13 protein-coding genes are annotated in these 13,876 nt (G+C 52.5%); 4 read left to right on the plus strand and 9 right to left on the minus strand.

Features of this window, described 5'->3' with window-relative positions:
• Window positions 1-231 precede the first annotated feature (231 nt).
• Both GZH47_RS02240 and GZH47_RS02245 read right to left on the minus strand, forming a co-directional pair.
• Window positions 232-1,020 carry an ABC transporter ATP-binding protein gene (locus GZH47_RS02240; protein WP_162645027.1) on the minus strand — a complete coding sequence of 263 codons (789 nt, stop codon included), beginning with the start codon at window positions 1,018-1,020 and terminating at the stop codon, window positions 232-234.
• Window positions 971-1,456, minus strand: a complete 486-nt coding sequence (locus GZH47_RS02245; RefSeq protein ID WP_162638343.1) for a LytR/AlgR family response regulator transcription factor — start codon at window positions 1,454-1,456, stop codon at window positions 971-973. Before GZH47_RS02245 ends, GZH47_RS02240 begins: the two co-directional genes overlap by 50 nt.
• 100 nt (window positions 1,457-1,556) lie before the next feature.
• On the opposite strand from GZH47_RS02245, the gene GZH47_RS02250 reads away from it, so the two are divergent.
• Window positions 1,557-1,778 carry a hypothetical protein gene (locus tag GZH47_RS02250; protein ID WP_162638344.1) on the plus strand — a complete coding sequence of 74 codons (222 nt, stop codon included), beginning with the start codon at window positions 1,557-1,559 and terminating at the stop codon, window positions 1,776-1,778.
• A 117-nt stretch (window positions 1,779-1,895) separates the two neighbouring features.
• On the opposite strand, the gene GZH47_RS02255 is transcribed toward GZH47_RS02250, so the two are convergent.
• The 6 genes from GZH47_RS02255 to GZH47_RS02280 form a co-directional block, all read right to left on the minus strand.
• Window positions 1,896-3,416 (minus strand): FAD-dependent oxidoreductase, encoded by a 1,521-nt coding sequence (locus GZH47_RS02255; protein ID WP_162645028.1) that lies wholly within the window; start codon window positions 3,414-3,416, stop codon window positions 1,896-1,898.
• Between the two features lie 95 nt (window positions 3,417-3,511).
• A complete protein-coding gene (locus GZH47_RS02260) occupies window positions 3,512-5,647 on the minus strand; it encodes an MMPL family transporter (protein WP_162638345.1) in 2,136 nt (711 codons plus the stop codon).
• A gap of 32 nt (window positions 5,648-5,679) precedes the next feature.
• Window positions 5,680-6,855 (minus strand): NAD(P)/FAD-dependent oxidoreductase, encoded by a 1,176-nt coding sequence (locus tag GZH47_RS02265; protein ID WP_225446330.1) that lies wholly within the window; start codon window positions 6,853-6,855, stop codon window positions 5,680-5,682.
• On the minus strand, window positions 6,848-7,576 hold the full coding sequence (locus tag GZH47_RS02270; protein WP_162638346.1) for a methyltransferase domain-containing protein: 729 nt from the start codon (window positions 7,574-7,576) through the stop codon (window positions 6,848-6,850). The genes GZH47_RS02265 and GZH47_RS02270 overlap by 8 nt, the downstream gene beginning before the upstream one ends.
• A complete protein-coding gene (locus tag GZH47_RS02275; RefSeq protein ID WP_162638347.1) occupies window positions 7,569-8,735 on the minus strand; it encodes a type III polyketide synthase in 1,167 nt (388 codons plus the stop codon). Before GZH47_RS02275 ends, GZH47_RS02270 begins: the two co-directional genes overlap by 8 nt.
• Window positions 8,736-8,928: 193 nt before the next feature.
• A complete protein-coding gene (locus GZH47_RS02280) occupies window positions 8,929-9,057 on the minus strand; it encodes a DUF4023 family protein (RefSeq protein ID WP_162638348.1) in 129 nt (42 codons plus the stop codon).
• 228 nt (window positions 9,058-9,285) lie between these two features.
• Between GZH47_RS02280 and GZH47_RS02285 the strand changes: the two genes are divergently transcribed.
• Window positions 9,286-10,521 (plus strand): MFS transporter, encoded by a 1,236-nt coding sequence (locus GZH47_RS02285; protein WP_225446331.1) that lies wholly within the window; start codon window positions 9,286-9,288, stop codon window positions 10,519-10,521.
• A 432-nt stretch (window positions 10,522-10,953) separates the two neighbouring features.
• On the opposite strand, the gene GZH47_RS34490 is transcribed toward GZH47_RS02285, so the two are convergent.
• Complete coding sequence (locus tag GZH47_RS34490) at window positions 10,954-11,280, minus strand: WGxxGxxG family protein (protein ID WP_318653407.1); 327 nt, start codon at window positions 11,278-11,280, stop codon at window positions 10,954-10,956.
• Window positions 11,281-11,541: 261 nt separating this feature from the next.
• On the opposite strand from GZH47_RS34490, the gene GZH47_RS02295 reads away from it, so the two are divergent.
• Both GZH47_RS02295 and GZH47_RS02300 read left to right on the plus strand, forming a co-directional pair.
• Window positions 11,542-12,726, plus strand: coding sequence for an epoxide hydrolase family protein (locus GZH47_RS02295; RefSeq protein WP_225446332.1), 1,185 nt, complete (start codon window positions 11,542-11,544; stop codon window positions 12,724-12,726).
• Window positions 12,727-12,872: 146 nt separating this feature from the next.
• Window positions 12,873-13,799 carry a helix-turn-helix transcriptional regulator gene (locus tag GZH47_RS02300; RefSeq protein WP_162638350.1) on the plus strand — a complete coding sequence of 309 codons (927 nt, stop codon included), beginning with the start codon at window positions 12,873-12,875 and terminating at the stop codon, window positions 13,797-13,799.
• Window positions 13,800-13,876 lie beyond the last annotated feature (77 nt).

Below are 13,876 nucleotides of genomic sequence, written 5' to 3' on the forward strand. Positions count from 1 at the left end.
TAGGTTCATGACGTGTACATGAACGACGACGCAGCAAGCTATCCCTACCTAGATCAGTAGAGTGCCCCGGTCACGCTCATGTGCTATGAGGGTAAATTAACCTCGAGCTTCCGTCAGAAACACCGTCATCATCATCACTGCACATTCCCACCATTCGCCTATTTATTTCCAGTATAACCCGGATCTTGAAGTAGTCAATCCTTTTTTCGCTGCTCGTTCGGGCATGCTGAATCATTGTACATAATACTGCGCCTGCGCATTCCACAATTCGTAGTACATCCCGCCGCGATTCGATACAAGCTCGTCATGGCTTCCGCGTTGAACGAGCGTGCCTTCGTGAAAGACGGCGATATTGTCGCAGAACCGGCAGCTCGATAGACGATGGGAGATGAAGATCGCTGTTTTGCTGCCGACGATTTCGTTGAACTTGGAATAGATTTCGAATTCGGCGATCGGGTCGAGCGCTGCCGTCGGTTCGTCGAGGATGATAAACGGCGCATCCTTGTATAGCGCGCGGGCAAGCGCAAGTTTCTGCCCTTCGCCTCCCGAAATTTCGACGCCCCCTTCTTCAAAATCCTTATAAAGATACGTCTCGGTTCCGTCCGGCAGCTCGCGATATCGTTCTTCCATTCCAGCTTCCGCAACCGCGGCTTCGACTTTGTCCCTATCGTAATCGACGGTCGCCGCGACGTTCTGACCCAAGCTGAACGAGAACAACTTAAAGTCCTGGAAGACGACCGAGAAGATGGACATGTACTCGGCATAGTCGTATTTCTTAATATTAATGCCATTAAGTAAAATCTCGCCTTCTGTCGGATCGTATAGGCGGCATAACAGCTTGATGAACGTCGTCTTCCCGCTTCCGTTCATCCCGACGACGGCAAGACGCTCGCCGACCCGGAACGTCAACGATAAATTTCGAAGCGTATAATCGTCGGCGGCCGGATACTTGAACGAAACATGTCGAAACTCAATCTCGTATTCGTTGTCGCCATCCTCGCATATCGCCCGCTTCTCGATCGGGAGCGTGGTCGATGCGGCCGGACTGCGTCACGATGACGACGGTATGCGCAAATGCTTCGACATAGAGAATGTCTTTAGCAGGAAGACGCATGCTCTCTCCTCCGATCGTCAGCAGAATCGTCTTCTCTGTCTTGTTCGCGAACCGCGTCGCCTTGTCGAGCACGTCGAACAATTTCGTATCGCCGAGCGGCTTCATCAAATAATGGAGCGCCGACACCTCGTATCCGTGCGCGATGAAGTCCGAATAGCCCGTAACGAAGATCATCTGGATCGCCTCATTGTCTTGGCGAATACGATGCGCCAGTTCGATGCCGTTCATCGCACCCATTTCGATATCGAGCAGCAGAATGTCTATCGCTTTGTTATCGGCATAATAGAATAGAAACGCTTCAGCCGAAGCGAATGTATGGATGGTCACCGTATGGTTATTCATCAAGGACCATCTGGGCCTAATATCCTTTGTCCACGCAATGAACTCGTCTTCCAGATCATCAATCAGACTGCCGATTTGGTCGGGTTAGGAGGAAGAAAGCATGAATTTGACCTCAGATCAACAAACCGTGCTGCGAGCGCTAACTACGGAATGGCAGTCGCCAATTCAAGTATCCGAATCGCTTCCCGAAGGATGGGGAGATCTATCATCGATGAATCAATTGCTCAAAGAATTAATAGGCCTCAAATTGGCGCAAACAATTCCTGTCGTAATCGGTCTGTATCGACTAACGGCAGATGGGCCGCTTCCTCCTAAGATGTGATCGCGTGGATCGTTATGCGTTTCGTCCTCGAATCGCGAATCAACCTTGCTCCATAAACGCAAAAAGGCCGCGCAGAACGCGGCTCAGGCTGTCGAGAAAATCTCGACAGCCTAATAGTTAAACCTGAATTTGCACGAGAGGCTTCTCCGCAGGCCCTTCAATGACGTCCCCCGAAATGGAAAATCGCGATCCATGGCAAGGGCAGTCCCAAGTCCTGTCCCCGTTGTTCCATTCCACTTCACAGCCCATATGCGTGCAGGTCGTATCCACAAGGTAAAGCCGGCCATCCCGATCCCGGTAACCGCCCGCCCGTTTTCCATTAACGTGAACGACTGCCCCTTCATCGTTCTCTAATTGTTCGGGACGCCGGGTCACATGCTCCAATTTACCGCTGATTAAATGTTTGGCGACGTCCACGTTATCGGAGATGAAGCTTCCGATCGTTTTGAGCGATACCGCGCGTGAGGGGGCATACAGCTCTTCGTATGAACTTGGATTTTCCGTAATCAGATCTTTTATCAATAAAGCAGCGGCCGTTGCATTCGTCATTCCCCATTTTCGGAATCCCGTCGCGATATAAACGTTTGGCGAGGATGCCGTTATGCGGCCGATAAACGGTATTTTATCGCCGGTCACCAGGTCCTGAGCGGACCATCTGTAGGAAATCTTCTTCATCCGAAAATGGTTCTCGGCAAACTTTTGCAATTCCTCGTAATGATGAATTGTGCAGATACCTTGGCCTGTCTTATGGCTTTGGCCGCCGACAATGATTAGGTTGGTGCCATTAGACATTTCGGCAGATCGAATGGAACGTTTCGGGTCCTCCGCACTAAGGTACATGCCGCCGGGATAAGCTTCTTCGGCTTCGAGTCCGAGCACATACGAACGATCCGCATGCATTCTGGAGAAGTAAAACCCATGCCCGTCATAGAACGGAAAATGGGTGCAGGAAACAACGTGCTTACAGATCAACTTACGACCATCGCTTGTAATGACGACGGGTCTGTCCCCTGGACTCACATCCACCGCCGTCGTATGCGCATAGACTTCCCCGCCTTTTTCCACGAACAGGTCCACGAGCTTACTTAAATATTGTAGGGGATGGAACTGCGCCTGATTGCTCATCTGCACGGCAGCCAGCATGGGAAGCGACAACGGGATCGTATCCACATAGGCTCCGGAAATGCCTAGTTTCTCATAGGCTTTTGCTTCATTTTCCAATTTCGGTACATACGTATCGTCATTCGTGTAGACGTAAGCTTCTTGTTCAGCAAATCCGCATGAAATTCCATGCTCTTCTACGGTCTGCTTGATGAACGAGATGGCGGCGGCTGAAGCTTGATAGTATAACAATGCTTTCTCAAATCCTGCAGACTTAATCAGCTCATCGTAGATTAAATCATGCTGAGCGGTTATTTTGGCCGTGGTGTGGGCAGTCGTTCCGTTTAGAATTTCACCTGCTTCCACGAGCACGACGCGAAGTCCTTGCTGGATTAATAAATAAGCGGTCGTAATGCCTGCGATGCCTGCTCCTACTACGACGACTTCGGTTTCGATATCTTGTTCAAGCTTCGGGTGACTGGCCCGTTCCGGCTGGGACGATTTCCAATAAGATGCCGGATATTGCGGCAATTGCATCTGTGTCAAGGGAATTCTCCTTATTATTAAGACTGACTGTCACGATGCTCATTAAGCTCAAACGACCTGATTAGCGTTGTGCATGGCATGGGATATTATTCATTAATCCTCCGTTTTCTCCCCGGTCCCCACCAATTCCAGCTCCCCATCATGGTCATTAGCGAAGGTACGAGAAGCATCCGAACGACGGTCGCGTCGATCAAGATTGCCGTGGAAATGCCGATGCCGAGCTGTTTAACGCCTTCGATTCGTCCCCCTGCGAAAGGCAAGGTGACCGCGATCATGATTGCGGCGGCAGCGGAAATGATTTTACCGCTTTGGCTGGTTCCCTCCACGATCGCAAGCGCATTGTCCCCCGTCCTGTTGTAAACCTCGGAAATCCGGGAGATCAGGAATACCCCATAATCCATGCTGATACCGAAGACAAGTCCGAAGATAAAGACTGGAATCATGATAGCTATGCGGCCGCCTTCCATACCGAACAACCCCAGCCGTGCAGCCAATGCCAATACTCCAAATGCAGCGCAAATACTGATCATATTCATAAGTAAGCTCTTAAGAGGAATAAGGACAGAACGGAACGAAGCGAATAACAGTATGTAATTGATGACAAGCACAAACCCCAGCGCTAGCGGGAGATGCAGCACTACCGCATCGTAAACTTCCTGTTCGTATGTTGCTTCTCCTCCGGCATACAAGATCAGCGATCCCTGCGTCAGGCCGCCCTGCCAATCTCTGACCCAATTTCTCGTTTCCGCGGAAGCAGAATCTCCATCCAGGATCACACGAATCAACCGTTCGTCGTCTCCTCTCCCGCTCGCTGTGCTAAAGGTTCGATGCTGCTGTAGTTCCGCCCCCGCTTGCCGCTTATTGGGAAGCGGCAGCTGTGCAATGGACGCGAAACGAACCATGGGATCTCTCTTCATGTTGGCGAGAAAATCGCTTAGTTCTTGCTGCTCTCTTCTGTCCCATCGTCCGTCCGCCGCTCGTGCCAAAAGGTCGACTTCCGCTCCCGTGTCAGAAGAAAAGCGCTCGCGATAGGTATGAAAGGCCTCTCTCGCCGCCTCTCCGCGCGGGAGCGAGTCCGCGTCGGGCACAGCGACGCGCATGCCGCCCAGCGGCAGTAAACACGCCAACAGCAAGCCGCCGCAGAACAAGCTTGTCCCGATTGGCCGCTTGATTGCGAGGCGCGGCAGCCTCTCCCAGCTAAGATGCGGGAATTGGCTGCCTTGCCTTTTCGGCTTTCGGCGCAGACGCGGTCCGACTATGACCAGAATGGCCGGAAGCAGCGTCGCATTGATCATCAGCGAGACGAGCGTCACCGCGATTGCACCCAGAGCAAGGCTCGTGAACATCGGCAGCGGGATGAACAAGGTGCCCGCAAGACCAACTGCGACGCAGGCGCCGGAGTAAAGGACCGCTCTGCCCGATGTCGCCATCGTTCTGAATACCGCCCGGTCCGGAGGATGAACGGCAACTTCTTCCCTGAATCGGCTGACGATCAGGAGCGCAAAATCCAGGCATAGCGCAAGGCCCGCCATAGGCACTACGTCCAGGATGAATACGGACAGCGGCTCTAGCTTGCCCGCGAAGTAAAGCATGCCCATCGTTCCGGTTACCGCAACGATGCCCGCCACGACCGGAATAAGCGCCGGCAGCAAGCCGCCAAACGCAAGCCACAGGAGCAGACAAGCAGCGGGGATGCCGAAACGTTCCGCTTTCGCAAGGTCTTCGCGGCTGGCTTCGTTCACGAGCCCTTGTACGACGGGCTTACCCGTCATCGTGATGCGGTAAAGCTCCGCTCTGGGCATTCGGCTGTTCAGCCTGTCCGTCATATCGGAAGCAATCGCGGACGCATTCCCATTCAAGGCGAGCATGGCATATGCGACGCGTTCCTTCATCATGTCGGCATGTTCCAGCGGCGAAGCGACGACGGAGATGCCGGGCACTGCATGGGCGCTTTCCAAGGCGATCTCAATAAACGCGCGAAAAGCAGGCATGGTGCCCCCGTCATCGGATTCGAACACGAGGATCACGGGATTGGGAGGGATGCCATATTCAGTGGCTATGTGCCGTTGAACGAATTCGGCATCGCCTTTCGGCGTTAATCCGTGCCCTTGCGCGACAGTCGGCAGTTTGGAAGCAAAACCGCCGAAGAAGGCAATGAACACGAGCCAGAGGAAGACGATAGCGGACGGATGCCGAACAGACAGTCGAACAAGCGGCTCCATGATCGGCGGCATGCGAGTTTCGCGGAGGTCTATTACCATGGGAGAATGTCTGTATTACGTAACCGGGTTGCTTTCATCAACCGATTGACGATGCCAGGCAGCCGACTTGCAGCCACTGTTCCCAGCGTTGTTATCTGCTGATTGCCCAATGCACGCTGAAGTACTCTCCCCCAGCGAAGCGGACCGCGAAAATGCCGAGTGATGGCTTTCGTATAGTCGAACTTCCATTGTTGCAGCGACGTATCGCCCCTCAAATAGCGATCAGCCGAAACCGCACAAAGTTGGGCGGAACGGATCGCCATCGACATGCCGTCCCCGCACAAAGGCGGTATCGTCACGCAGGCATCGCCGATCAATGGGATGCCGTTCCAAGTGAGCGGATCGTCGAAGAGCCGCACGGGCGCGACGGCGGTCTGAGTTCCCGTTACAGGCCTGGCTTTGGATATCCTTCGCGCTAACTGCGGATGACGAGCCCCGGCCGCTTCCAGCCAATCGTTAACCGCTGCCGGTATAGGCCGGAAAGAACTTTGGTCTAGCAGTGCCGCGGCGTTGACGATGCCCTCCCCTATAGAAGACAACCCCAAATAACCGCCTTTAAAGAAATAGAGCTCCAGCTCTCCGTCTGCCTCGATGCAGGATAGATGCGACTTGACGCCAATATACGGACAAGGGGCCGGACGGCTGCGCTGCACGCCGGGGAAATTCAGAACATGTCCATTTCCTCCCCATGCTCCGATTACGGCCCGAGACCGTATCCACGCTTGCTTATCTCCTCTTTTCGTCTCCAACTCATATTCCGTGGCATATTTGTCGCCCCGTGTGTGAATTGCGGCAACGGCCGTTCCCGTCACCACCTCGGCGCCTGCTAGCCGAGCTTCTTCGTGCAGCGCCTCATCGAGGCTGAATCGGCTTATTCCCCAGGCTGCGCCAGGCAATTGCACGGGTATTGAAGCCCCGCTTTCGAAGACCAGCCGCGCTCGTTGAACGACGGCAGGCCGAAGCGCTTGAAGACGATCTCCTAAACCGAGGGCGACCAGCGCATCAACCGCTTCCGGCGAAAGAAATTCGCCGCAGACTTTATGACGCGGAAACGTCCGGCGATCGATGAGCGCGACCTTCCATCCCCGCCTTGCGAGCAGAATGGCCATACAGCTGCCAGCTATGCCGCCGCCGAGAATCGCCGTGTCTATCATTACGCAATCACTCATGAGCGCTCACTCCGGTTTTGACGGGAATGGTAACGACATAGCGAAACAAAGGCCGCCAATTGCAGGTCATCCCCGGTATGCCGAGCGCTTCGTTCAATCGCATCCAATCCTCTTTTCGAAAGCCTTTCGCAACAGATAGCGGACCATCGTTTCGAATGTATCGGTTGCCCGATACGAGCCGAGCAGCGAGCCATACGGCCGCCCACGCCAGCCAATGCCTGTGAATATCCTGAATGACGATGCCCATCCTGGAAGCCCTCAACATTGCGGAAGCAGCGTCCGGCAGTTCGGCGGATTCGAAATGATGCAAGAATTGCGATCCGGTCACGATATCGGCTCCTTGCTCATCCAGTTCCGACAAGTCACGGCAGATGACCGAGATCCGTGGTTCGTTCGCGAAGAGAGCAGCCGCTTCCGCACAAGCCTCTTGCGTTCGGTCGACCAGCGTCACGGTCAGCTCGATTCCCTGCGCATCGGCCCATCGCAGCAAGGCTGCATTGACGTCGCCGGAACCCGCTCCAATATCGAGCATGCTCAATCGGCGAGGCTTGCCGGCTCGTACCCATAATCGGTTAACGCCGTACAAGGTCGGGGCCGCCGCTGCGAATAGACGGTTCAACCTGCGAAGATGCCGCAGCGCCTCCCTTAACTCTTCTCCGCCTTGCGTCAAGTCATCCATGAGCTCGGGCAAAGAAGAACGTTCGCGGAGCAGCCTACGCATGAGGAATCATCCCTGCACCGGTGCCAACTTGCTGCTTGCTTTCCTTATTAGGCAGATAGGCGATCGGTACGATTTCGCAGGATAGTCCGGGTCCGAAAGCCAGGCAGAAGCCCTCCGTTCTCTCGGCGCCGTCCCGCTTCAGAGACTCGCGAATGTCGGCTAGAACGAACAGAATCGTCGCGGAAGACATGTTTCCGTAGACGCGGAGCACATTGCGGCTGAAGCCGGTATGCTCCTCGGACAATCCAAGCGTATCTTCGAGCGCGTCGATAATGCCTTTCCCTCCGGGATGAATGGCCCAGATTCCCGGATCAGGACCGCCATCTCGCAAGAGCGGCGTAAGATGACCAGGAATCGTGTCTCCGATTAACTGGGAGATGCGAGGGGATAAGAACAGGTCGTAACCGTAATTACCGACCTCCCATATCATCTCGCCGGCCGAGTCCGGCATCAGGCCGCTGTGTGCCTTTCCCAGCGCGAAGACGGGGCCGTCTGACTGCTCCGCGCTCCCAATGACGCATGCTGAAGCACCGTCACCGAAGAACGAAGCCCCGAATAAGGCTTCTCGCTCTGGTGACGATTGCATATGAATCGTGCACAATTCGACGCTGACAATCAGCGTAACGGCGGCCGGATGCGCAGCGACGAGATCCCTCGCAATGCCAATTGCTTTCAACCCTGCCGCGCAGCCGAGAAACGTGAGCGGAATGCGGTTGACCGAACGGGATAACCCAAGCTGCCAGACGAGCACTGCATCAAGGCCAGGCAGAAACTGCCCGGTACAACTAACCGTTAACAGGTGGGTAATGGCTTCCGGTCCGACGCCGGCATCCGCGAGAGCCTTCTTAGCCGCCTGAAGCGCCAGCGGCGGTGCAGCTTGTTTATAAGTTGCCATTCGTTCTGCCGTAGTCGGTACCGGCAATCCGGATTTTTGGGCGAAGTAACGGTTGTTCTCAGCCGGCTCGAGCAAACCAGGCTCGCATGTATAGCGGGTTTGCACGCCGCATTGCTTGAAGATCCGTTTCGCCCAACGGGCGGCGTCAGGCGTATTGCTTAGGGCATGTGACAATCGCTGCGTCGTTTCTGCCTGGTCGAGCACATGGTCCGGTACAGCCGTGCCGATGCCGAGCATCGCGATCGTTGCCTCGTAGGATTTCATCGTGGTTCAGCCCCTTTTCGAAACGAATGAGACATGCTTTCCTTATATGTATTCTTCTTCCAGGGGCATTATGATGAAGGCCTTACTATCGCTGCGCTAAAAGCGTTGACTTCATGATTTCAAACGCGAAAAAAGCCGCGATTTACGCGGCTGACTTTCGTCTGAGCACAAGACTGCAATCATAGGGCATGCATTAGGGGTTGTTCGTATGCTGTACATTAGACAGCTTCGCTGACGGCTTGCCTTTCCCCTTCTGGGCATTCTTGCGCTGCTTCTCTTGCGTATCGTTAAACTTCTGCACAAACTCGCTCGTGGAATCCATCTCGATCACTCCGTTTCATTTATTCAGCGCGCAAATCTGTCATGCCCGGGCCCTGTCTTTACATTTTCCAGCGGAAGATTAACCTATTCGAAGGAAAGGAGACAGTTTGTTCCAGAACGCGCATGGATAATCCCGAGTAAAGCGAGAGACATTATATCCGTTTTCTCTTAAGTATCTCTAGTGTCAGTCGTAAGTGCGGAAGAACCGATGCAAGAAGGAGCGCCAATCGTGAAACATAAACAGAAAAAGAAACTGGATTTGGCCGCACTCTCGACCATTCCGTTAATTATGACGCTTGCCAATTCCATGCTCATTCCAATTCTTCCCATAATGCAGCGGGAGCTAAAGATCTCGGATTTGCAAACAAGCTTGATTATTACCGTGTATGCCGCTGTATCGATCGTGTGCATTCCTTTGGCCGGGTATTTATCTGACCGGTTTGGCCGGAAGCGGATTATCGTCATCGGCTTAGCGGTCGTGGCGTTAGGCGGATTAATCTCTGGACTGGCGGCATGGCTAATGGACGCACATGGCGGATACGATGTCATTTTGCTGGGGCGGTTTGTCCAAGGGATCGGGGCTGCAGGAGCTTTTCCGATCGTGCTCCCCTTGGTCGGCGATATGTTTGACGATAAAGAAGAAGTAAGCAGCGCTCTGGGCATGATCGAAACCTCCAATACGTTCGGCAAAGTGCTCAGTCCGGTATTGGGCTCGGCCTTGGCGCTGGTTTTGTGGTTTCTGCCCCTTGCCGTTATTCCGTTGATCGCGGTCTTATCCATCCTGGCTGTCATCTTCTTCGTGAAGTCCCCTGATACGAGCAAGAGCGCTCCTACGCTAGATCCAAACACGAATAAACGTTTTCGTACATTCGTCCATCATACCGCCGTATTGCTGTCCCAGAAAGGACACTGGCTGTATGCGATCTTCGCCATCGGCTGCCTTGTCATGTTCATTATGTTCGGATTTCTCTATTACTTATCTTCCGTATTAGAACAGCATTATCATATCGAGGGCATTAAGAAAGGCTTACTATTAGCGATTCCGTTAAGCGGGATCTGTATATTGTCGTTTATAACAGGGAAAATCGTTGGCGAGAATAAGCTCCGCATGAAGGTGTTCGGCGTTATCGGGCTGATTGCTCTGACTGCCGCTATGCTGACTTGCGGGATTGTCAACACGAAGAGCTTATGGTTCCTGATTTCACTCATGTTCATCAGCGGTGCGGGAATCGGTCTCGTGCTCCCGAGTCTCGATGCGTTGATTACGGAAGGTATCGAGAAGAAGCAGCGCGGAACGATCACTTCCTTGTACAGCAGCGCCCGGTTCATTGGCGTTGCCTTAGGCCCGTTAATTGCCTCCGTCATGTTGAAAAGCGAAGAATGGTTATTCTATTTATTCGCGGGCAGTGCGCTGCTTTGCTTCATTCTTGCTCTGTTTACGATCAAGCCGAAAAAGTCCGAATAGCAAAAAAGCAGCAAGAAAAAGCATTACGAAAAAGCGGCATGCTATGCTGCTTTTTCTGCGCTGCTTTTTCTGTGCTGCTCCTTGATTGTCTGAATCTGTATGGAATGGATCTACGGCTTCAAAATGATTGTCATCGCATTGTCCTCTTTCTTGCTAAAGATCTTGTACCCGTGCTCCGTCTCGTCCCAACCGATCCGGTGACTGATGATATCGGTCGGATCGAACACGCCTTCTTTGAGTTGACGATAAGCTCCGGCATATAATGGATGACCGGTGCTTGTCCCAATTTCACGGTAATGTTGCGTGCGAACAAATCGCCGAACGGAAAGGCGTTATAATTCGTTCCGTACACAATTCGGTATTCGCAATTCAAAATATAAAAGACCGTGACTGACTGCCACGGTCTCTTCGTTTAATCGAAATCCCTCTTGATCAGGTACGTTCAGGATTCCGATCATGATTACGGCTTCTCATTCCAGCTAGCCCGATTAAACCTAACAGCCCCAACCATCCCCAATCGAAATCATTGTCATCGTTGACGGCGTTCGTCCGATAATTGCCGCCGGTCGCGGTTGAGGTTGCATTATAATTATTCATTGAACGATTGTCATAAGATGAGTTATTCATGGTGTTAGGCGACGTTATGTTGTTTACATGATTTGATCCTGCAGCGCTCGATATTCCGGTCCCCAACAGTATTGCAAAGCAGCTTAACAGCGAACATGCCAATACATATTTCAATTTCCTCAATGAAGTCAACCCCTCGTGTATATTGTTGAATCGTTGTTGGTTTTCCCTTTAAGGAATTACAATATGTATTCACATTCAAATTCACTTTGGTTTTCTTATTTTCAACTTTTCAATACTTTCCGTCACATCTTCATTCGTTCATTAACCATGTTGGATTTTTTTATTTCACGCGAAATAACCCTGACACAAGGCTGTCAGGGTCTATGAGCTAAACTTAGACATGTAAGCAAGTGAATGATAACGAACCCCAAATTCGAGGAGGCCATTAGAATGACAATGAGTAACGCAAAGACAAATCAAGCAAAACAAGAAAGCTCCATGAATGCCGACATTCATCCGTTCCGCATCCACATTCCTCAAGCAGACTTGGACGATTTGAAGCGGCGATTAGCTCAAACGCGTTGGTTCCATGGCACTTCGGACTCGGAATGGAAATACGGCGTTTCCAAGGATTATCTGAAGGATGTCCTCAGCTATTGGCAGGAAGGTTACGACTGGCGAACTCACGAAGCACGTCTGAACGAATACCCGCAATACGTTACGACTATTGACGGAGCGAACATACATTTCATGCATATTCTCTCCCCCGAGCCGGATGCCGTCCCGCTGATCCTTACGCATGGATTCCCTAGCTCGATCGCCGAGTTCCTCGATCTCATCGATCCGCTGACCAATCCGCGCGCTCACGGCGGAAACCAGGCAGATGCCTTCCATCTCGTCATACCGTCCGTGCCGGGCTTCGGTTTCTCAGGTGCTAACCTTGAAGCAGGCTGGAATATCGCACGCATCGCGCAAGCCTGGGATGAGCTCATGAACCGCCTAGGTTATGGCTGCTATTGTTCCCACGGCAGCGACCTCGGCGCGCTCGTCTCCAGGGAACTGGGCATGATGAAGCCGGATAAACTGCTTGCCATTCATGTGCTTCAGCTCTTCTCTTTCCCTTCCGGCGACCCGGCAGAGATGGCCATGTTGACCGAGGAGGATGGCAAAAGGCTGCAATTCCTGGCTAATTTCCAAGAACGTGCCGGTTTCAACGCCATTCAGTCGACTCGTCCGCAGACGCTGTCTTACGGTCTCGCAGATTCTCCGGTCGGTCAGCTTGCTTGGATCGCCGAGCTGTTCAATGGCTTTGGCGATCATGTCGACTTCATTCAGCGGGAGTCCCTGCTTACGAATACGATGATTTACTGGTTAACCAATACAGCTGAGTCGTCTGCACGCCTGTACTACGAGAATGCCCATCTTCCTAATCCAACCGCTCGGGAAGTAAACACCTCACCGACTGGAGTTGCCGTATTCGGCAATGATTTCAAGTCGATCGAGCTCTTCGCAAGACGGGATAATACGAATATCGTGCACTGGTCGGAATTTGAACGCGGTACGCATTTTGCAGCCTATGATGAGCCTAAGCTGCTAGCTGCTGAACTTAGAAGCTTCTTCCGCCGCTTCCGCTGATAAATCAGGGAAGATTATCAGATTTCCATAGTCGCAGAGATTTAAAATCCATTTCATAAAGGCATTCGCACCCGGTTCGTAGAATCATGGTAAGTAGTCAATAACCGGAATCATGATTCGAATCCCAATACGGAGGAGGATGCCGATTGAAGCTAGACCGATTGCTGGCGATTACCATGACCTTGCTCAATCAATCTCGCGTCAGCGCGACTGCCTTGGCTGAACGTTTTGAAGTCTCTCTGCGCACGATATACCGGGATATGGACGCCATCAATCAATCAGGCATCCCCATCGTGTCCTACCCCGGTGCGGACGGGGGGTATGAAATCATGTCCAGTTACCGCATCGACAAGCAAATATTGACGCTCGATGATTTCTCGACGATCTATTCAGCTCTTCGCGGCATCACAACCGCGACGGACCAGTCTGAGGACCATGAACTGCTCGACAAAATCGGCGCGATGATTCCGGGTATATCAGGAACGGCCTCTTCCGATATTTCGCGCATCGATCTCGACTTTAAGCCTACGCCGAATGACAAGCAGAAATTCGCCCCGCTGCATGATGCAATTAAGCAAATGCATGTGGTCCAGTTCGCCTATTTAGACAATAAAGGCCAAGAATCCGAACGTGCCGTTGAACCGATGGGGCTCTTCCTGAAAGGCTATGTTTGGTATCTCTATGGCTACTGCCTATTACGTTCCGAGATGCGCAATTTCCGGTTATCCCGCATTCTCCGACTTCAGATGCTGCCGGAGACATTCGCTCGGCGGAATTACACCCTTCAGGATGTGGAGAAGCAGTTCATGGACCGCGCGGATTTCTCCAAGGTGAAGGTGAAGCTTCATTTTGACAGCTCTGCAAGAACGAGGGTGCTGGATGAATTCGGTTTCGATCAGATTCATAACCACGAGGATGGTACATTATCCGTCCATGCCCACTATTCCTCCGTAGAACGCGCCATGCAGACGGTTCTAAGCTATGGCAGCCAAGTTACGGTGACCGAGCCGGTTGAGTTCATTGAGTCGTTGAGGAAACAAATTCAATGGATGGCCGAGAAATATGGCGTTTAAGATTACGAAAGAGGGCTATCCGATGCGGATAGCCCTCTTTCGTACCTGATTGCGAGCCGTACTCGTCGTTATTCGTA

Source organism: Paenibacillus rhizovicinus (genome assembly GCF_010365285.1).
Taxonomy (GTDB): Bacteria; Bacillota; Bacilli; order Paenibacillales; family Paenibacillaceae; genus Paenibacillus_Z; species Paenibacillus_Z rhizovicinus.